The sequence below is a fragment of the Enterobacter sp. Acro-832 genome (genome assembly GCF_011752745.1).
GTDB lineage: Bacteria > Pseudomonadota > Gammaproteobacteria > Enterobacterales > Enterobacteriaceae > Enterobacter > Enterobacter quasiroggenkampii.
This window is the reverse complement of record NZ_VWWX01000003.1, coordinates 1-18,641: the sequence shown is the minus strand read 5'-3', so window position 1 is coordinate 18,641 and position 18,641 is coordinate 1. Positions and strand designations below refer to the sequence as shown.

Annotated in this window: 16 protein-coding genes, 1 tRNA gene and 2 rRNA genes; 15 read left to right on the top strand and 4 right to left on the bottom strand. The window is 53.2% G+C overall.

Going from position 1 to position 18,641, the window contains the following annotated elements; translation table 11 throughout:
- Positions 1 to 97 precede the first annotated feature (97 nt).
- The 8 genes from F3J31_RS11390 (at position 98) to F3J31_RS11355 (ending at position 7,722) form a co-directional block, all read left to right on the top strand.
- On the top strand, positions 98 to 340 hold the full coding sequence (locus F3J31_RS11390; RefSeq protein ID WP_048028794.1) for a YhdT family protein: 243 nt from the start codon (positions 98 to 100) through the stop codon (positions 338 to 340).
- Entirely contained in the window at positions 330 to 1,781 is a 1,452-nt protein-coding gene (panF, locus tag F3J31_RS11385) for a sodium/pantothenate symporter (RefSeq protein ID WP_032650448.1), read from the top strand. The genes F3J31_RS11390 and panF overlap by 11 nt, the downstream gene beginning before the upstream one ends.
- 11 nt (positions 1,782 to 1,792) lie before the next feature.
- A complete protein-coding gene (prmA, locus tag F3J31_RS11380; RefSeq protein WP_167213204.1) occupies positions 1,793 to 2,674 on the top strand; it encodes a 50S ribosomal protein L11 methyltransferase in 882 nt (293 codons plus the stop codon).
- 128 nt (positions 2,675 to 2,802) lie between these two features.
- Positions 2,803 to 3,543: a carbonic anhydrase family protein gene (locus F3J31_RS11375; RefSeq protein WP_167213865.1), complete on the top strand. Its 741-nt coding sequence runs from the start codon at positions 2,803 to 2,805 to the stop codon at positions 3,541 to 3,543.
- A 330-nt stretch (positions 3,544 to 3,873) separates the two neighbouring features.
- Positions 3,874 to 4,839, top strand: coding sequence for a tRNA dihydrouridine synthase DusB (gene dusB / locus F3J31_RS11370; protein WP_167213201.1), 966 nt, complete (start codon positions 3,874 to 3,876; stop codon positions 4,837 to 4,839).
- A gap of 23 nt (positions 4,840 to 4,862) precedes the next feature.
- Complete coding sequence (gene fis / locus F3J31_RS11365; RefSeq protein WP_000462905.1) at positions 4,863 to 5,159, top strand: DNA-binding transcriptional regulator Fis; 297 nt, start codon at positions 4,863 to 4,865, stop codon at positions 5,157 to 5,159.
- A 177-nt stretch (positions 5,160 to 5,336) separates the two neighbouring features.
- Positions 5,337 to 5,501 (top strand): DUF2556 family protein, encoded by a 165-nt coding sequence (locus F3J31_RS11360; protein ID WP_008502862.1) that lies wholly within the window; start codon positions 5,337 to 5,339, stop codon positions 5,499 to 5,501.
- A gap of 139 nt (positions 5,502 to 5,640) precedes the next feature.
- Entirely contained in the window at positions 5,641 to 7,722 is a 2,082-nt protein-coding gene (locus F3J31_RS11355; RefSeq protein ID WP_045910142.1) for a bifunctional diguanylate cyclase/phosphodiesterase, read from the top strand.
- Here the strand turns inward: F3J31_RS11355 and envR are convergent.
- Entirely contained in the window at positions 7,638 to 8,357 is a 720-nt protein-coding gene (envR, locus tag F3J31_RS11350) for an acrEF/envCD operon transcriptional regulator (RefSeq protein WP_167213198.1), read from the bottom strand. The genes F3J31_RS11355 and envR overlap by 85 nt on opposite strands.
- A gap of 389 nt (positions 8,358 to 8,746) precedes the next feature.
- Here envR and F3J31_RS11345 point away from each other — a divergent pair, with 389 nt between their 5' ends.
- From F3J31_RS11345 to F3J31_RS11315, 7 genes are all read left to right on the top strand, one after another.
- Positions 8,747 to 9,886, top strand: coding sequence for an efflux RND transporter periplasmic adaptor subunit (locus F3J31_RS11345; RefSeq protein WP_069719890.1), 1,140 nt, complete (start codon positions 8,747 to 8,749; stop codon positions 9,884 to 9,886).
- Positions 9,887 to 9,897: 11 nt separating this feature from the next.
- The gene (locus F3J31_RS11340; RefSeq protein ID WP_048028789.1) at positions 9,898 to 13,011 is read left to right on the top strand and encodes an efflux RND transporter permease subunit; all 3,114 of its coding nucleotides are present in this window, start codon (positions 9,898 to 9,900) and stop codon (positions 13,009 to 13,011) included.
- 304 nt (positions 13,012 to 13,315) lie between these two features.
- Entirely contained in the window at positions 13,316 to 13,537 is a 222-nt protein-coding gene (locus F3J31_RS11335) for a lipoprotein (protein WP_167213195.1), read from the top strand.
- A 473-nt stretch (positions 13,538 to 14,010) separates the two neighbouring features.
- A complete protein-coding gene (locus F3J31_RS11330) occupies positions 14,011 to 15,036 on the top strand; it encodes an amino acid ABC transporter substrate-binding protein (protein ID WP_047071242.1) in 1,026 nt (341 codons plus the stop codon).
- A 67-nt stretch (positions 15,037 to 15,103) separates the two neighbouring features.
- Positions 15,104 to 16,285: an amino acid ABC transporter permease gene (locus F3J31_RS11325; protein ID WP_167213192.1), complete on the top strand. Its 1,182-nt coding sequence runs from the start codon at positions 15,104 to 15,106 to the stop codon at positions 16,283 to 16,285.
- Positions 16,286 to 16,294: 9 nt separating this feature from the next.
- Positions 16,295 to 17,398, top strand: coding sequence for an amino acid ABC transporter permease (locus F3J31_RS11320; protein WP_023309439.1), 1,104 nt, complete (start codon positions 16,295 to 16,297; stop codon positions 17,396 to 17,398).
- 7 nt (positions 17,399 to 17,405) lie between these two features.
- The gene (locus tag F3J31_RS11315) at positions 17,406 to 18,164 is read left to right on the top strand and encodes an amino acid ABC transporter ATP-binding protein (protein WP_014171880.1); all 759 of its coding nucleotides are present in this window, start codon (positions 17,406 to 17,408) and stop codon (positions 18,162 to 18,164) included.
- Between the two features lie 106 nt (positions 18,165 to 18,270).
- On the opposite strand, the gene rrf (F3J31_RS11310) is transcribed toward F3J31_RS11315, so the two are convergent.
- The 3 genes from rrf (F3J31_RS11310) to rrf (F3J31_RS11300) form a co-directional block, all read right to left on the bottom strand.
- A 5S ribosomal RNA gene (gene rrf, locus F3J31_RS11310) occupies positions 18,271 to 18,386 on the bottom strand.
- 43 nt (positions 18,387 to 18,429) lie between these two features.
- A tRNA-Thr gene (locus tag F3J31_RS11305) sits at positions 18,430 to 18,505 on the bottom strand.
- 14 nt (positions 18,506 to 18,519) lie between these two features.
- Positions 18,520 to 18,635 (bottom strand): 5S ribosomal RNA (gene rrf, locus F3J31_RS11300).
- Positions 18,636 to 18,641 lie beyond the last annotated feature (6 nt).

The following is an 18,641-nucleotide window of genomic DNA, read 5'->3' as shown; positions in this document are numbered from 1 at the left end:
CACGAAAAGGCCGGATTATCCGGCCTTTTTTATTTCTGGGGCCTGGAAAGCCTCATCATGTACAATCCCCGCTTTCTTCATCCACAAGGGACAAAAAATGGACAAACGTTTTGTTCAGGCCCATAAAGAAGCGCGCTGGGCGCTGTGGCTGACCCTTCTCTATCTCGCCGCATGGTTAGTAACCGCTTACTTACCAAATTCAGCCTCCGGTATCACCGGCCTGCCGCACTGGTTTGAAATGGCGTGTCTGCTGGTACCGTTGATTTTCATTTTGCTCAGCTGGCTGATGGTGCGCTTTATCTTCCGCGATTTCCCGCTGGAGGATCGTGATGCAAACTGAAATCATCACCGTACTGGTTGTCTATTTGATCGTGGTTTTTGGCCTCTCTTTCTATGCCATGCGCAAACGCAGTACCGGATCGTTCCTGAGCGAATATTTCCTCGGCAGCCGTTCGATGGGCGGGTTTGTGCTGGCGATGACGTTGACCGCCACGTACGTGAGCGCCAGTTCGTTCATTGGCGGGCCGGGCGCGGCGTATAAATACGGGCTGGGCTGGGTACTGCTGGCCATGATCCAGGTGCCCACGATCTGGCTGTCACTGGGTATTCTGGGCAAAAAATTTGCCATACTCGCTCGCCGCTATAACGCCATTACGCTAAACGATATGCTGCAGGCGCGTTATCAGAGCCGCGCGGTGGTCTGGATTGCCAGTATCAGCCTGATTGTCGCCTTCGTCGGCGCCATTGCCGTTCAGTTTATTGGCGGCGCGCGCCTGCTGGAAACGGCAGCGGGTATTAAGTACGAGACCGGGCTGCTCATCTTCGGGATCACGATTGCGCTGTACACCGCGTTTGGCGGCTTCCGCGCCAGTGTGCTGAACGACACCATGCAGGGCATGGTGATGCTGATAGGCACCCTTGTGCTGCTGGTCGGCGTCATCTATGCGGCCGGTGGATTACACAATGCGGTGCAAACGCTGGAGCAGATCGATCCTAAACTGGTCAGCCCTCATGGTGCTGATGATATCCTGACGCCCGCGTTTATGACTTCCTTCTGGGTGCTGGTCTGCTTCGGGGTTATCGGTCTGCCGCACACCGCCGTGCGCTGTATCTCCTATAAAGACAGCAAAGCCGTTCATCGGGGAATTGTGATTGGTACCGTCGTTGTCGCGCTGCTGATGCTGGGTATGCATCTGGCGGGCGCGCTGGGGCGGGCCGTATTACCTCACCTGACCGTGCCGGATCAGGTGATCCCTACGCTGATGGTGCAGGTCCTGCCCCCGTGGGCCGCAGGTTTGTTCCTTGCAGCACCGATGGCGGCCATCATGTCTAACGTTAACGCGCACCTGCTTCAGGCTTCCGCCACTATCATCAAAGATCTGTGGCTAAGCGCGCGTCCGGCTAAAATGCATAATGAGCAAAAGCTGAAACGCATCTCGACCTGGACCACGCTGGTGCTCGGCATTCTGATGATGTTAGCCGCATGGCGCCCGCCGGAGATGATCATCTGGCTGAACCTGCTGGCGTTTGGTGGGCTTGAAGCGGTATTCCTGTGGCCGCTGGTGTTAGGGCTCTACTGGGAGCGTGCAAACGCGGCGGGCGCGCTGAGCGGCATGATTGTCGGCGGTGTGCTGTACGCCGTCCTCGCAACGTTTAAAATTCAGTACCTGGGCTTCCATCCGATTGTGCCTTCGTTACTGCTAAGTTTACTGGCGTTTGTGGTGGGGAACCGTTTTGGTCAGCCCGTCCCACAGCCCGCTATGATTTCTACTGATAAATAAAGAGTTTTGCCATGCCGTGGATCCAACTAAAACTGAACACAACCGGTGCTAACGCCGAGGAACTGAGCGATGCGCTGATGGAGGCCGGCTCGGTTTCTATCACCTTCCAGGACACGCATGATACGCCGGTCTTTGAGCCTCTGCCGGGCGAAACCCGCCTGTGGGGTGATACCGACGTTATCGGCCTATTTGATGCTGAAACCGACATGAAAGAGGTCGTCGCGATTCTGGAAAACCACCCTCTGCTTGGCGCTGGGTTTGCGCACAAAATCGAACAGCTGGAAGACAAAGACTGGGAACGCGAGTGGATGGATAATTTCCACCCGATGCAGTTCGGCAAGCGTCTGTGGATCTGCCCGAGCTGGCGCGAGGTTCCTGATGAAAACGCGGTTAACGTCATGCTCGATCCGGGTCTGGCGTTTGGTACCGGCACCCATCCCACGACGTCCCTGTGCCTGCAGTGGCTGGATGGTCTCGATCTGGACGGTAAGACGGTGATCGACTTTGGCTGTGGATCCGGGATCCTCGCGATTGCCGCCCTGAAACTGGGTGCGGCTAAAGCCATCGGGATCGATATCGATCCGCAGGCCATTCAGGCCAGCCGCGACAACGCCGAGCGTAACGGCGTTTCCGATCGTCTGGAGCTGTATCTGCCGGATGCGCAGCCAGAAGCCATGAAAGCCGACGTGGTGGTCGCAAACATTCTGGCAGGCCCACTGCGTGAGCTGGCCCCGTTAATCAGCGTGCTGCCCGTTGAGGGCGGTCTGCTGGGGCTTTCGGGTATCCTGGCAAGCCAGGCGGACAGCGTGTGCGAAGCCTACGCCGATCTTTTCACTCTCGACCCGGTGGTGGAGAAAGAAGAGTGGTGTCGTATTACCGGTCGTAAAAAATAAGCATTTGGCGTGGTCATCTGACCACGCCTTTCTCCCACTGATAATCCTCTCTCCCTCTGCCATTCTTCGGTAAAATAACCACACAAATCATGTTGATTTGTATTATAAAAATTCACCGGAAGAATATGATGAAACACATTACAGGCAAGGCAGCGCTGCTGGCGCTGAGCATGGTTTCGGCTTCAGCATTTGCGTCACACTGGAGCTACGAAGGGGAAGGTTCACCGGAACACTGGGGCGAACTGGACGAGGCTTACAAGACCTGTCAAAGCGGAATGAACCAGTCTCCAATTAATATTGATTCAACCGCTAACGCCCATCTCTCCCCGCTTAAAACGCACTACATTGATGGCCCAGTGGGGCTGACAAACAATGGCCATACCATCCAGGCCAGCGAAAAGGCAGATACCCGCAACACGATCACCCTGGACAAGCAAACCTGGACGCTACAGCAGTTCCACTTCCATGCGCCGAGCGAAAACACCGTGCACGGCAAAAAGTACGCGATGGAGATGCATCTGGTTCATAAAAATAGCGCGGGTGAGCTGGCCGTGGTGGCCGTCATGTTTGATAAAGGTGCTGCGAATCCGGAGCTGGAAAAGCTGTGGAGCGTGATGCCGCAGCAGGCTGAACAGAACGTAGCCCTTGAGAAGGATCTCAATCTGAACAAACTGCTGCCAAAGGTGAAAACCTACTGGCGCTTTAGTGGCTCGTTGACCACGCCACCGTGTTCTGAAGGGGTTACCTGGATCGTGCTCAAACAGCCATTAACCGTCTCAGCAGAACAGCTTGAGAAATTTACTCATACCATGCATCACGATAATAACCGTCCGGTACAGTCTCTGCATGGGCGTGTTGTGGTCGAATAACGCCCATCCAGAGGCTTGAGATCATGTTCTAAAATGCGACACAGATCGCAAAGAAGAGGGAAAATCTGCTGCTAAAAACAGCAGATTATCCCGCTGAGGTAAGCCGTTTATTCAGAAATGATGAGAAGTTACGGGAAATTGTAAGCGCCCATAAAATAGCCATTCCCACATAACATAATGATTTAAATAGTGAATAATTCTTAACGGAAAGATTGAGCGGCGATTCCTTGATCTACAACAGTGGATTGTTCAAAGTTTGGCCTTTCATCTCGTGCAAAAAATGCGTAATATACGCCGCCTTGCAGTCACAGTATGGTCATTTCTTAACTCATGCGCATCGGACACCACCAGCTTAGAAATCGCCTGATCGCAGCCCCTATGGCAGGTATTACCGACCGGCCGTTCAGGACGCTGTGCTATGAGATGGGAGCCGGTTTAACCGTATCCGAGATGATGTCGTCTAACCCGCAGGTTTGGGAAAGCGATAAATCCCGCCTTCGGATGGTGCACATTGATGAACCGGGTATTCGCACCGTGCAAATTGCCGGAAGCGTGCCTGAAGAGATGGCAGATGCCGCGCGTATCAACGTGGAAAGTGGTGCCCAGATTATTGATATCAATATGGGGTGCCCGGCCAAAAAAGTGAATCGCAAGCTTGCAGGTTCAGCCCTTCTGCAATACCCCGACCAGGTGAAAGCTATCCTGACGGCGGTTGTCAGCGCAGTGGACGTTCCTGTTACGTTAAAGATTCGCACGGGTTGGTCGCCGGAACACCGTAACTGTGTAGAGATTGCCCAACTGGCCGAAGACTGTGGCATTCAGGCCCTGACCATTCATGGACGCACGCGCGCCTGTTTGTTCAACGGTGAAGCTGAATACGACAGCATTCGGGCAGTTAAGCAGAAAGTTTCCATTCCGATTATCGCGAATGGCGACATAACTGACCCGCTTAAAGCCAGAGCTGTGCTCGACTATACGGGAGCTGATGCTCTGATGATAGGACGTGCCGCTCAGGGAAGACCCTGGATCTTTCGGGAAATCCAGCATTATCTGGACACTGGAGAGCTGCTTGCTCCACTGCCTCTGGCAGAGATTAAGCGCTTGCTTTGTTCGCATGTTCGGGAACTGCATGACCACTACGGTCAGGCGAAAGGGTACCGAATTGCGCGTAAACACGTTTCCTGGTATCTCCAGGAGCACGCTCCAGATGACCAGTTTCGGCGCACATTCAACGCCATAGAGGATGCCAGCGAACAGCTGGAGGCGTTGGAGGCATACTTCGAAAATCTTGCGTAATGAAATAAAGAGCTGACAGAACTATGTTCGAACAACGCGTAAATTCTGACGTACTGACCGTTTCTACCGTTAACTCTCAGGACCAGGTAACTCAAAAGCCCCTGCGTGACTCGGTTAAACAGGCACTGAAGAACTATTTTGCTCAACTGAACGGTCAGGATGTTAATGACCTGTATGAGCTGGTACTGGCTGAAGTTGAACAGCCACTGTTGGACATGGTGATGCAATACACCCGCGGTAACCAAACCCGCGCTGCGCTGATGATGGGTATCAACCGTGGTACTCTGCGTAAGAAACTGAAAAAATATGGCATGAACTGATACTAATCAGTTAAATGCTTGTTTAAAAAGGCGCTCTTCGGCATGGGGAAGCGCCTTTTTTATTGCCTGCTTCAGTCCGTCAACGCTTTGTAAACCTTCGCTTATCCCGCTTTAAAACCGCCGCTTTTGGTGTATATTTCCCCCACTCTACTGGCGCTCTTCTCGCGGAATGACACAATGATTCGTAAATACTGGTGGCTGGTTGTCTTTGCAATCTCCGTTCTCATTTTCGATGCACTCCTGATGCAGTGGATTGAACTGATGAGCACCGAAACCGATAAGTGTCGCAATATGAACTCCGTGAATCCCCTGAAACTCGTGAACTGCTCAGAGCTCGACTAATCGCCTGATTGCGCAAATCTCCCCGTTATTACCCACTAAAAACGGGGATTTAAATCCCTTTGAGCCATTACCCGACGGTGATAATGTCTCGCCCTTCTCAACCGCTCTAGCGTAACCTCACACTCGAGTAGAACCGTCCATGCTGGTCAGCCAATACAACCATATCCTTGTTGTCCTCTCCTTTGTTGTTGCCATTCTTGCCGCATATACCGCACTGAATATGGCGGCACGTGTCGCCGGGAGTCAGGGCGTCGCTGCCCGCGTCTGGCTGGCTGGCGGCGGTATTGCAATGGGCATAGGCGTGTGGGCCATGCATTTTATCGGCATGCTGGCAATGGACCTCTCCATGAGCATGAGCTACAACGCCACCCTGACGGTGTTATCGATGGTCATCGCCGTGGGGTCGTCACTGTTTGCGCTCTGGCTCGTTAGCTGCGATCGGTTACGCTTGCGCCGTCTGCTGCCCGGTGCGCTGGTGATGGGCAGCGGTATTGTTGCCATGCATTACACCGGCATGGCTGCGCTGGAGGTGATGCCCGGGATTATCTGGGACAAGGTCTGGGTGGCCATTTCGGTCGCCATTGCGCTTGCCGCTTCACTCGCTGCATTATGGCTGACCTTCCGCCTGCGTCACGATGCCGCTCAGGTCGTGCTGATGCGCACGGGTGCCGCCATCACCATGGGCATTGCCATTGCCGGGATGCACTACGCCGGGATGAAAGCCGCACAGTTTCCGATGTCCACAATGGTTCACCATGAGGGTATCAACGGGAGCTGGCTGGCGGTGCTGGTGAGCGTCGTCGCGCTCTCTATTCTTGGGATTACCCTGCTGGTATCGATGCTGGATGCCCGCCTTCAGGCACGTACCGCCCTTCTGGCCTCGTCGCTTGCAGAAGCTAACCGGGAACTCGCACAACTGGCCCTGCACGATACCCTGACGCGTCTGCCCAACCGTATCCTGCTGGAAGATCGACTCGATCAGGCCATCAGCAAAGCCGATCGTGAAGGGACCCATTTCGCCCTGATGTTCATGGATCTCGACGGTTTTAAAGCCATCAATGACGCTTACGGCCATGATGTCGGTGACAAGCTGCTGATTGCCGTTACGGAGCGTCTGCTGCATCTCCTGAAGGGCCAGTTCACCCTGGCACGTATCGGCGGTGATGAGTTTGTTCTGCTGGCCGAGGGAGAAGGCCCGGACGATGCGGCATCGCTGGCGAATTCGCTGGTGCGCGCGATCGATAGCCCGTTCAACCTCGACCACTATGAACTGGTGGTGACCCTCAGCATCGGGATCGCGCTGTATCCTCACGACGGCAAAACCGAACGTGAGCTCATGTTTAACGCCGACGCGGCGATGTACCATACCAAGCACATGGGCCGGAACGGTTACCACTTTTTCCAGCCCTCGATGAATACACTGGCGCAGACCCATCTTCAGTTGATGAACGATCTGTGGATGGCGATCGATCGCAATGAGCTACGCCTGCTGTACCAGCCAAAATTTCACGCTCCCGCCGGTCCAATCCTTGGATTTGAGGCGTTATTGCGCTGGCAGCATCCTAAGCAGGGATTACTGACCCCGGACCTTTTCCTGCCGCTGGCGGAGAAAACGGGGCTGATTATCCCTATCGGCAACTGGGTAATTAATGAAGCCTGTCGCCAGCTGCGTGAATGGCATCTTCAGGGACATCAAAGCTGGTCAATGGCGGTAAACCTGTCGACGCTGCAGTTTGAACAGCCTTCGCTGGTCAACACGGTTCTCAACTGCCTGGCACTTCATCATGTGCCACCAGAAATGTTGATCCTGGAAGTGACGGAAACCACGGCAATGAGCAACCCGGATGAAAGTGTACGGGTGCTGACAGAGCTGACAGAAGCGGGCGTAAAGGCCTCCATTGATGATTTTGGTACCGGATATTCGAGCCTGCTGTACCTCAAGCGCTTACCGGCCTGTGAATTGAAAATCGACAGGGCGTTCGTGAAAGAGCTAAGCGGGGAAAGCGAGGATGCCACCATTGTCTCAGCGATTGTGGCCCTCGCCAAAACACTCAACCTGAAAGTCGTGGCTGAAGGTGTAGAAACCGAAGCACAGCAAGCCTTTTTAACCGAGCTGGGTTGCAACACCCTTCAGGGTTATCTGTTAGGTAAACCCGTCAGCGCGCAAACCATTGAGGCACTTTGCGCGCGAGGGGAAATGTTACCGGGCGCTGAGCTGTAAGCATCATCATGAGGCGATACGCGAATGACAGGCAGTGTCGCCAGAATGCTATCGACCAGGGCGGGAGCCTGCTGAAAAAGATTGAAACTGTCGTTATTCATTAACCAGTTTTTAATGATTCCGCTAAAAAAACCGTGGAATATGATCAGGGTCAGATCAACATTTACCTTTGGCGAAATGATGTTACGTGAAATACAGGCCTCCAGCGTGGCACGCAGCGTGTCATAATTGAACCCAATCCGTTTTCTGATCTCACTCTCAGAAATCATATCGCTGCTAAATTCACATTTGTGATACAGAATTTGTAAAATGGCACATTGTCGGGGCTCACGCGCAATATACTGCAGCGCAGTAATAAATTGCTCACGAAGTATTAACAATGGATCATCACCTTCGGAAAGGGAAAGCCGGTCGCGAATAATGTCGCGAAGCGGTAATTGCTGCTCCCAGATGGCATTAAATATTTCGGCTTTACTGGTGAAGTGCCAGTAAATGGCACCGCGTGTAACCTTTGCGGCATCCGCGATGTCCGTCAGCGTCGTGTTGGCTACGCCACGCGTCGCAAACTGCCCGATAGCCGCCTCAATCAGCTGCTGCCGGGTTTGTTGAGCTTCTTCTTTCTTTTTACGCGCCATAGACAACTACTCGCTACTCACAAGATTTATACGTAACACAGGGGTCAGGAGAAAGAAAGTATTCACCAAATTCCGTTTTAATTTTGCACAAAAAAAGTCAATCTTCTTAATTTATAGCTTAGCTAAATACATATTTAAGTTTAAATTCACAACATGAATAATTAAATCATGTTAAGCGCTATTTAACTGATTAGCTTGCCGGAAGATGACGGAGAAATAAACCGAGCCTGATTCTGATTTTTCCGCTCAGACCTTGTCATTCGCACTTATAAATTAAAAAACATTAAATACCCTCATTATTATACGCAGCTACATTTTATTTTTTATCCCGCTGCCCCTGCTACCGATTCACGCCAAATATCGGTTTCCGGGTATTTAAAGGACCAGTAATGACGAATCATTTCAGACGCTTACCTTTAGCCGGTTTCATTGTCTGCGCTGTACTGCTCTCAGGATGCGATGGCCAGGAAAACCAACCGCAACATCCGCAGGCCCCCCAGGTCAGCGTGCATATTGTGAAAAGCGCACCGCTGGCTGTCACCACTGAACTCCCGGGCAGAACTGATGCGTTCCGCGTGGCAGAGGTTCGTCCGCAGGTTAGCGGTATTATCCTGCGCCGCAACTTCACGGAAGGCAGTGATGTAAAAGCCGGGGATTCGCTTTATCAGATTGATCCTGCAACCTATCAGGCGGCTTACGATAACGCGAAAGGCGAGCTGGCGAAGGCCCAGGCGGCGGCCAATATTGCACACCTGACGGTGAAACGTTATCTCCCGCTGGTCGGCACACAGTATGTCAGCAAGCAAGAGTATGACCAGGCCGTCGCCACGGCCCAGCAGGCAGATGCCAGCGTCGTCGCCGCCAAAGCGGGCGTTGAAAGTGCACGCATCAATCTTGCCTATACCAAAGTGACGTCTCCCGTCGATGGCCGCATCGGCAAATCCAGCGTGACGGAAGGCGCGCTCGTGACGAACGGACAAACCGCGGCGCTGGCAACGGTCCAGCAGCTTGATCCGATTTACGTTGATGTGACCCAGTCCAGTAATGATTTTATGCGTCTGAAGCAGACGAGCCTGCAAAAAGGCGATACCGCCAGCAGCGTTGAGCTACTGATGGAGAACGGGCAGCCCTATCCACTGAAAGGCACATTGCAGTTCTCCGACGTCACGGTGGATGAAAGTACCGGCTCGATTACCCTGCGCGCCATTTTCCCGAATCCTCAACATCTGCTGTTACCCGGTATGTTCGTTCGCGCCCGCATTGATGAAGGTACGCAGCCGGATGCGATTCTGGTTCCCCAGCAAGGTGTGACCCGCACACCGCGAGGCGATGCCACCGTTATGGTGGTGAACGATAAAAATCAGGTTGAGTCTCGCACCGTCGTTGCGCCACAGGCGATTGGCGACCGCTGGCTGGTAACGGAAGGGCTGAAAAACGGTGACCGCGTGATTGTCAGCGGACTACAGAAGGTCAGACCGGGCGTAACCGTCGTCGCTACGCCTGATACCACCACCGCTCCGGCCAGTTAAGGGACGACGACATGGCTAATTTCTTTATTCAGAGACCGGTTTTCGCCTGGGTACTTGCCATCATTTTGATGATTGCAGGCGGACTGGCCATTCTCAAACTTCCCGTCGCACAGTATCCGACCATTGCACCTCCCGCCGTGGCGATATCCGCGACCTACCCGGGAGCAGATGCCCAGACGGTACAGGATACCGTGACCCAGGTTATCGAACAGAACATGAACGGTATCGATAACCTGATGTATATGTCCTCCACCAGCGATTCAGCGGGTAACGTCACGATCACCCTGACCTTCGAGTCCGGAACCGATCCGGACATCGCCCAGGTGCAGGTGCAGAACAAGCTGCAGCTCGCCATGCCGCTGCTGCCGCAAGAGGTGCAGCAGCAGGGGATTGGCGTTGAGAAGTCCAGCAGCAGCTTCCTGCTGGTTGCCGGTTTTGTATCAGACAACAAAAACCTGACGCAGGATGACATCTCCGACTATGTCGCCTCGAACGTCAAAGATGCCATCAGCCGAACGTCTGGCGTCGGTGACGTGCAGCTGTTTGGCGCCCAGTATGCGATGCGTATCTGGCTCGACAGCAATGCGATGAACAAATACCAGCTGACGCCGCTGGATATCATCAACCAGTTGAAAACGCAAAACGACCAGATAGCGGCAGGCCAGTTGGGCGGGACGCCGTCCATCCCGGGACAACAGCTGAATGCCTCGATCATCGCGCAAACCCGCCTGAAATCACCGGAAGAGTTCGGTCGCGTGACGCTGAAGGTGAACCAGGACGGCTCGATGGTGCATCTGAAGGATGTGGCTCGCATTGAGCTGGGTGGCGAAAACTACAACATGGTGACAAAAATCAACGGGCAGGCGGCAACCGGCCTGGGGATTAAGCTGGCAACCGGGGCCAATGCGCTGGATACGGCAGCAGCCATCAAGAGCAAGCTGGCACAACTGCAGCCGTTCTTCCCGCAAGGGCTCAAAGTCGTCTACCCCTATGACACCACGCCGTTTGTGAAAATCTCCATCCACGAAGTGGTGAAGACCCTGTTTGAGGCGATCGTTCTCGTCTTCCTGGTCATGTACCTGTTCCTGCAAAATCTGCGGGCAACGCTCATCCCGACGATTGCGGTTCCGGTCGTTCTGCTGGGTACCTTCGCGGTTCTGGCGGCGTTCGGTTTCTCCATCAATACCCTGACAATGTTCGGCATGGTGCTGGCGATAGGCCTGCTGGTTGATGATGCTATTGTGGTCGTCGAGAACGTTGAACGCGTCATGGTCGAGGACAAGCTGCCGCCTAAAGAGGCCACGCAGAAGTCGATGGGGCAGATTCAGGGTGCGCTGGTGGGGATCGCCATGGTGCTCTCGGCGGTCTTTATCCCGATGGCCTTTTTTGGCGGCTCGACGGGGGCGATCTATCGCCAGTTCTCGCTGACTATCGTTTCCGCGATGGCGTTGTCCGTACTGGTTGCGCTAATCCTGACGCCTGCACTCTGTGCAACGTTGCTTAAGCCCGTATCCGCCGATCATCATGAGAAAAAAGGGGGTTTCTTCGGCTGGTTTAATGCGCTTTTTGATAAGAGCGTGGAGCACTACAGTAACAGCGTGAGCGGTATCTTGCGCAAAACCGGGCGCTATCTGGTGGTGTACGTCATTATTGTCGGTGGGATGGCGGTGCTCTTCCTGCGCTTACCCACCTCTTTCCTCCCCGAAGAGGATCAGGGGGTGTTTATGACGATGGTTCAGCTGCCTGCGGGGGCAACCCAGACGCGTACTCAGCAGGTTCTCGACCAGGTTCAGGACTACTACCTGAACAAAGAGAAAGCAAATGTTGAATCCGTCTTTACCGTAAACGGCTTTAGCTTTAGTGGCCAGGGCCAGAACTCCGGTATTGCCTTCATCAGCCTCAAGCCTTGGGAGGAGCGTCCTGGGGCACAAAATGGGGTCGAGGCGATTGTGGGTCGTGCGACGAAAGCCTTCAGTCAGATTAAAGACGGCCTTGTTTTCCCGTTTAACCTGCCTGCCATTATTGAGCTGGGTACCGCCACGGGCTTCGACTTTGAACTGATCGATCAGGCTAACCTCGGGCATACCCAGCTGACGCAGGCGCGTAACCAGCTGCTCGGCATGGTGAAAGAGCACCCCGACCTGCTGGTACGCGTGCGTCCTAACGGTCTGGAGGATACGCCACAGTTCAAGCTGGACGTCGACCAGGAGAAAGCCCAGGCGCTGGGCATCAGTCTTTCTGACGTCAACCAGACGATTTCGACAGCCTTAGGCGGCACCTATGTGAATGACTTTATCGATCATGGGCGCGTGAAAAAGGTCTACGTCCAGGCTGATGCAAAATTCCGTATGTTGCCAGGAGATATTAACAATCTTTACGTGCGCAGTGCGAACGGGGAAATGGTGCCGTTCTCAGCCTTTAGCAACGCTCACTGGGTTTACGGTTCACCTCGTCTGGAGCGCTATAACGGAATGCCCTCTATGGAGATCCTCGGTGAATCAGCACCGGGTAAAAGTACCGGCGAAGCTATGGCTATGATGGAAAGCCTCGCGGCAAAACTGCCTTCCGGCATCGGTTATGACTGGACAGGAATGTCTTACCAGGAGCGACTTTCGGGTAACCAGGCGCCTGCACTGTACGCCATCTCACTGATCGTGGTGTTCCTGTGTCTTGCGGCGCTTTATGAAAGCTGGTCCATTCCGTTCTCCGTCATGCTGGTTGTGCCGCTGGGGGTCATCGGGGCGCTTCTCGCTGCATCGCTACGAGGGTTAAACAATGACGTCTATTTCCAGGTCGGCCTGCTGACCACGATTGGTCTGTCAGCGAAAAACGCCATTTTGATCGTCGAATTTGCTAAGGACCTGATGGAGAAAGAGGGTAAAGGCATCATTGAGGCCACGCTGGAGGCGTCAAGGATGCGCCTTCGACCAATCCTGATGACGTCTCTGGCCTTTATACTGGGCGTCATGCCGCTGGTGATCAGCTCCGGGGCCGGGAGCGGTGCGCAAAACGCCGTCGGTACGGGCGTGATGGGGGGAATGCTTTCCGCAACGCTGCTGGCGATTTTCTTCGTACCCGTCTTCTTTGTGGTGGTCCGTCGACGCTTTACCCGCCATAAAGATTAACATTTCCCTAAAAAGGCACCTCGCGTGCCTTTTTTATTTTTAACATAAACAATGAATTAGGCATTAAGCAAAACTAATGTTAAAAATACGATGATTTGCATTAAGTAAAAATACTCTCTTGCAGCTTCATAATGTCTCCATTAATTCGTCCTGAAACCGACTTTTCTCCACGATTTTTACAAACTACATAATTTGAGATTATTCCTCGTGTAACGCGGACTTACCCCGGTGGTAAAATAACCTCCAGTTCGTTAATTGCCCTCCTGGCTTTATAGCGGATGAGAAATAATATTGAGGTAACATCATGAAAAGATTCATTTCCGTTGCACTACTCGCTGCGCTGCTTGCTGGTTGCGCGCACGACTCTCCATGTGTACCGGTTTACGACGACCAGGGCCGACTGGTTCATACCAATACCTGCATGAAAGGCACCACCCAGGATAACTGGGAAAATGCGGGTGCTATCGCCGGCGGTGCTGCCGCAGTGGCAGGTTTGACGCTGGGTATTGTTGCCCTGACGAAGTAACAGTTGTTAAGAAAGCGCGGCTCTGGCCGCGCTTTTGCTTTTAATCAGTGCACTATTTTCAAATAAGTAAAAAAATAGCCCCGTATTTATTCGCGCTGTTCATTTCATCCTGAAACCAGTCACATCTTTTTCGTATACTCATTTAAATTACCGGTTCTATTGTGATGATTTTCACACATTAATATTATTGACTACCCTGCCAATATTCACGCTAGAAACTATCTTGTCTTTTTCCTGACGCGACTCAAAACTTTTGCTCCAATTTGTGGCACAGGTTGTAATTTCGCACCGTTTCAGGGCGCTCGTTTTATTTAAGCCTGTCTACACTCAGCATTAAGCGTTCACTCATCTCTTATTTTGTCGAACGCAAAACTGGCATTACGTTTGCTTTATAAACGTTGGCCAAAGCCACAGACAGGTAAAGCGTTTAAAAACGCCTCTATAACGATAAATTTCGCCACACAGGATGCATTATGAAAAAGACGATGATAGCCAGCCTGGCCGCTGCAGGCATGATGTTTGCCGTAGCCGGTCAAGCCCATGCGGGAACGACACTGGATGCCGTTAAAAAGAAAGGTTTTGTTCAATGCGGTATCAGTGACGGTTTGCCTGGCTTCTCTTATGCCGATGCGAACGGCAAATTTACCGGTATCGATGTGGACGTCTGCCGTGGCGTTGCTGCCGCCGTTTTTGGTGATGACAGCAAAGTAAAATATACCCCGCTGACGGCGAAAGAACGCTTTACGGCGCTGCAGTCCGGTGAAGTTGACATGCTCTCCCGTAATACCACCTGGACTTCCTCCCGCGACGCAGGGATGGGGATGTCATTCACGGGCGTGACCTATTATGACGGTATCGGCTTCCTGACCCACAATAAAGCGGGCCTGAAAAGCGCCAAAGAGCTGGATGGCGCTACCGTTTGTATTCAGGCTGGCACCGATACCGAGCTGAACGTCGCCGATTATTTCAAAGCAAATAACATGAAATACACGCCAGTGACATTCGACCGCTCGGATGAGTCGGCCAAAGCGCTGGAATCCGGCCGTTGCGACACGCTGGCCTCTGACCAGTCACAGCTGTATGCCTTACGCATTAAGCTGAGCAATCCTGCAGAATGGATTGTTTTGCCTGAAGTGATCTCCAAAGAACCTCTCGGACCGGTGGTACGTCGTGGCGATGAAGACTGGTTCTCCATTGTTCGCTGGACGCTGTTTGCCATGCTGAACGCAGAAGAGATGGGCATCAACTCGAAAAACGTGGATGAGAAAGCGGCTAAACCATCCAACCCGGATATGGCACACCTGCTGGGTACAGAAGGTGATTTCGGCAAGGATCTGAAGCTGGATAACAAGTGGGCCTACAACATCATCAAACAGGTGGGCAACTACTCTGAGATCTTTGAACGCAACGTGGGATCGGAAAGCCCGCTGAAGATCAAACGCGGCCAGAACAATCTCTGGAACAACGGCGGTATTCAGTACGCACCACCAGTACGTTAAGTCATAGCTGTAACGGGCACTGCTCCGGCAGTGCCCACTCCAGAGTCATGGTTACTGAGGTTTCTTTATGTCCCATCGCCGCTCAGCCGTAAAAGGATCGCTATCCTTTTCTCATCCCGCGGTCCGCGCCTGGCTATTCCAGATTATTGCTATTGTTGCGGTTGTTCTCATCGCCGTGTATCTCATCCATAACACCATCACCAACCTGAATAATCGCGGCATTACCTCCGGTTTCGCGTTTTTAGATCGCAGCGCGGGGTTTGGCATTGTTCAGCATCTTATTGATTACCAGGAAGGTGACACGTATGGACGCGTGTTCGTGGTCGGTTTACTGAATACGCTGCTGGTATCGGCGCTTTGTATCGTCTTCGCGTCGATACTGGGCTTCTTTATTGGCCTGGCACGTCTTTCTGAAAACTGGCTCCTGCGGAAGCTGTCGACTATTTATATTGAAACGTTCCGCAATATCCCCCCGCTCCTGCAGATCTTCTTCTGGTATTTTGCCGTATTGCGTAACCTACCCGGCCCCCGTCAGGCCGTCGACGCGTTTGAGCTTTTTTTCCTGAGCAACCGTGGGCTGTCCATTCCTTCTCCTCTGCCAGGTGAAGGTCTGTACGCTTTTATCGGCGCGATTGCGATCGCGCTTGCTCTCACTACTGGGATATTCCGCTTTAACCGCACGCATCAGATCAAAACCGGCCAGCTTCGCAGAACCTGGCCCACGGCAGTCGTCCTGTTCGTTAGCCTGCCACTGGTGGCTCACTGGCTGTTTGGGGCCGCGCTGCACTGGGACATTCCCCATCTGCGGGGCTTCAACTTTCAGGGAGGAATGGTATTAATTCCCGAACTGGCAGCTCTGACATTGGCGCTGTCGATTTATACGTCCGCGTTTATTGCCGAGATTATCCGTGCCGGGATCCAGGCCGTACCTTACGGACAGCACGAGGCGGCACGCTCACTGGGATTACCCCATACGGTGACGCTTCGCCAGGTCATCATCCCGCAGGCTTTACGGGTCATCATTCCGCCGCTGACCAGCCAGTATCTTAATATTGTCAAAAACTCGTCGCTGGCCGCTGCCATTGGTTATCCCGATATGGTGTCACTCTTCGCCGGAACCGTGCTTAACCAGACCGGACAAGCCATTGAAACCATCGCCATCACCATGTCTGTCTATCTCATCATCAGCCTGGTAATTTCACTGCTGATGAACCTCTATAACCATCGTATAGCACTGGTCGAGCGCTAAGGATTTATGATGACAAAAGCGATACTGTCGCACTCCTCGCGCCCTGCCAACTCGACAGGTGGACGTTTCATTCTCTGGGCGCGCAAGAATCTGTTCTCCAGCTGGAGTAACAGCCTGCTGACAATTGTCTGCCTGTGGCTCATGTGGGAATTGATTCCTCCCCTGCTGAACTGGGCGTTTTTACAGGCCAACTGGGTCGGTTCAACCCGGGCAGACTGTACAAAAGCCGGCGCCTGCTGGGTGTTTATCCATGAACGCTTCGGTCAGTTCATGTATGGGTTGTATCCGCATGAACAGCGCTGGCGGATTAATCTGGCGCTGGTTATCGGCCTGCTCTCTGTCGCAGTCATGTTCTGGAAAAAGCTGCCTCACCGTGGACGCTATATTGCCGTCTGGGCGGTGGTTTATCCGATTATTGTCTGGGTGCTGCTGTATGGCGGTTTTCTGGGGCTGGAACGCGTTGAAACACGCCAGTGGGGCGGGCTGACGCTGACGTTGATTATCGCATCAGTGGGGATAGCCGGTGCTCTGCCGTGGGGGATTCTACTTGCTCTGGGGCGACGTTCAAAAATGCCGATCGTCCGCGTGCTCTCCGTTATCTTCATTGAGTTCTGGCGCGGCGTACCGCTTATCACCGTCCTGTTTATGTCGTCGGTCATGCTGCCGCTGTTTATGGCTGAAGGTACAACGATCGACAAACTGATCCGTGCCCTGGTCGGGGTAATTCTCTTCCAGTCCGCCTATGTTGCAGAAGTTGTGCGCGGAGGTCTGCAGGCGTTGCCTAAAGGCCAGTACGAAGCGGCAGAATCACTGGCGCTCGGCTACTGGAAAACGCAGGGGCTGGTCATTCTTCCCCAGGCACTCAAGCTGGTCATCCCGGGTCTGGTCAACACGATCATTGCCCTCTTCAAGGATACCAGCCTGGTGATCATCATCGGATTGTTCGATCTCTTTAGCAGCGTGCAGCAGGCAACCGTTGACCCTGTCTGGCTGGGCATGTCCACCGAAGGATATGTCTTTGCTGCCCTGATCTACTGGATCTTTTGTTTTAGCATGTCGCGCTACAGCCAGCATCTGGAAAAGCGCTTTAACACCGGGCGTACACCGCACTGAGGAAAATATGAGCCAAATAACTATGACACCCGCCGACGCGATGATTACGCTGGAAAACGTGAACAAATGGTACGGACAGTTTCATGTCCTGAAGGACATTAATCTCAAGGTCAAGCAGGGCGAACGCATTGTCCTGTGCGGCCCTTCCGGATCCGGGAAATCCACAACTATTCGCTGCATTAACCATCTTGAAGAGCATCAGCAAGGACGCATCGTGGTTGATGGTATCGAGCTAAATGAAGATATCCGCAATATCGAACGCGTGCGTCAGGAAGTGGGAATGGTCTTTCAGCACTTTAATCTGTTTCCGCACCTGACCGTTCTGCAGAACTGTACGCTTGCACCGATTTGGGTACGGAAGATGCCGAAAAAGGAAGCCGAGGCGCTGGCAATGCACTACCTGGAGCGCGTACGTATCGCAGAGCATGCGAATAAGTTCCCTGGCCAGATATCGGGTGGCCAGCAGCAGCGTGTGGCTATCGCCCGTTCTTTGTGTATGAAACCGAAAATTATGCTGTTTGATGAACCGACATCAGCTCTCGATCCGGAAATGGTGAAGGAGGTTCTGGATACCATGATTGGGTTGGCACAATCCGGCATGACCATGCTGTGTGTAACGCATGAGATGGGTTTTGCGCGAACTGTAGCCGACCGGGTGATCTTTATGGACCGTGGGGAGATTGTTGAGCAGGCGCCGCCGGATGAGTTCTTTGCGCATCCGAAGTCAGAACGTACGCGAGCATTCCTGTCGCAGGTGATTCATTAATCTGCTGTTTTTGCCCGGTGGCGCTGCGCTTACCGGGCCTATCGTTTTCACGAGAATCATAACGCAAAAAGGCCATCCTTTCGGATGGCCTTTTCACTTGTTTGATGTCTGGCAGTTCCCTACTCTCACATGGGGAGACCCCACACTACCATCGGCGCTACGGCGTTTCACTTCTGAGTTCGGCATGGGGTCAGGTGGGACCACCGCGCTAAAGCCGCCAGACAAATTCTTTTACTTCTTGCCGAACTTTAACCTAAGTATAAAGTGGTGCTGATACCCAGAGTCGAACTGGGGACCTCACCCTTACCAAGGGTGCGCTCTACCAACTGAGCCATATCAGCACGCTAAATTTGATGCCTGGCAGTTCCCTACTCTCACATGGGGAGACCCCACACTACCATCGGCGCTACGGCGTTTCACTTCTGAGTTCGGCATGGGGTCAGGTGGGACCACCGCGCTAAAGCCGCCAGGCAAATT

Coding starts and splice junctions, on each gene's coding strand:
- F3J31_RS11320 (WP_023309439.1), top strand. CDS start 16,295: ATGACAAAAGCGATACTGTCGCACTCCTCGCGCCCTGCCAACTCGACA.
- dusB (WP_167213201.1), top strand. CDS start 3,874: ATGCGCATCGGACACCACCAGCTTAGAAATCGCCTGATCGCAGCCCCT.
- F3J31_RS11340 (WP_048028789.1), top strand. CDS start 9,898: ATGGCTAATTTCTTTATTCAGAGACCGGTTTTCGCCTGGGTACTTGCC.
- F3J31_RS11360 (WP_008502862.1), top strand. CDS start 5,337: ATGATTCGTAAATACTGGTGGCTGGTTGTCTTTGCAATCTCCGTTCTC.
- F3J31_RS11390 (WP_048028794.1), top strand. CDS start 98: ATGGACAAACGTTTTGTTCAGGCCCATAAAGAAGCGCGCTGGGCGCTG.
- fis (WP_000462905.1), top strand. CDS start 4,863: ATGTTCGAACAACGCGTAAATTCTGACGTACTGACCGTTTCTACCGTT.
- envR (WP_167213198.1), bottom strand. CDS start 8,357: ATGGCGCGTAAAAAGAAAGAAGAAGCTCAACAAACCCGGCAGCAGCTG.
- F3J31_RS11315 (WP_014171880.1), top strand. CDS start 17,406: ATGAGCCAAATAACTATGACACCCGCCGACGCGATGATTACGCTGGAA.
- F3J31_RS11330 (WP_047071242.1), top strand. CDS start 14,011: ATGAAAAAGACGATGATAGCCAGCCTGGCCGCTGCAGGCATGATGTTT.
- F3J31_RS11355 (WP_045910142.1), top strand. CDS start 5,641: ATGCTGGTCAGCCAATACAACCATATCCTTGTTGTCCTCTCCTTTGTT.
- panF (WP_032650448.1), top strand. CDS start 330: ATGCAAACTGAAATCATCACCGTACTGGTTGTCTATTTGATCGTGGTT.
- F3J31_RS11335 (WP_167213195.1), top strand. CDS start 13,316: ATGAAAAGATTCATTTCCGTTGCACTACTCGCTGCGCTGCTTGCTGGT.
- prmA (WP_167213204.1), top strand. CDS start 1,793: ATGCCGTGGATCCAACTAAAACTGAACACAACCGGTGCTAACGCCGAG.
- F3J31_RS11345 (WP_069719890.1), top strand. CDS start 8,747: ATGACGAATCATTTCAGACGCTTACCTTTAGCCGGTTTCATTGTCTGC.
- F3J31_RS11375 (WP_167213865.1), top strand. CDS start 2,803: ATGAAACACATTACAGGCAAGGCAGCGCTGCTGGCGCTGAGCATGGTT.
- F3J31_RS11325 (WP_167213192.1), top strand. CDS start 15,104: ATGTCCCATCGCCGCTCAGCCGTAAAAGGATCGCTATCCTTTTCTCAT.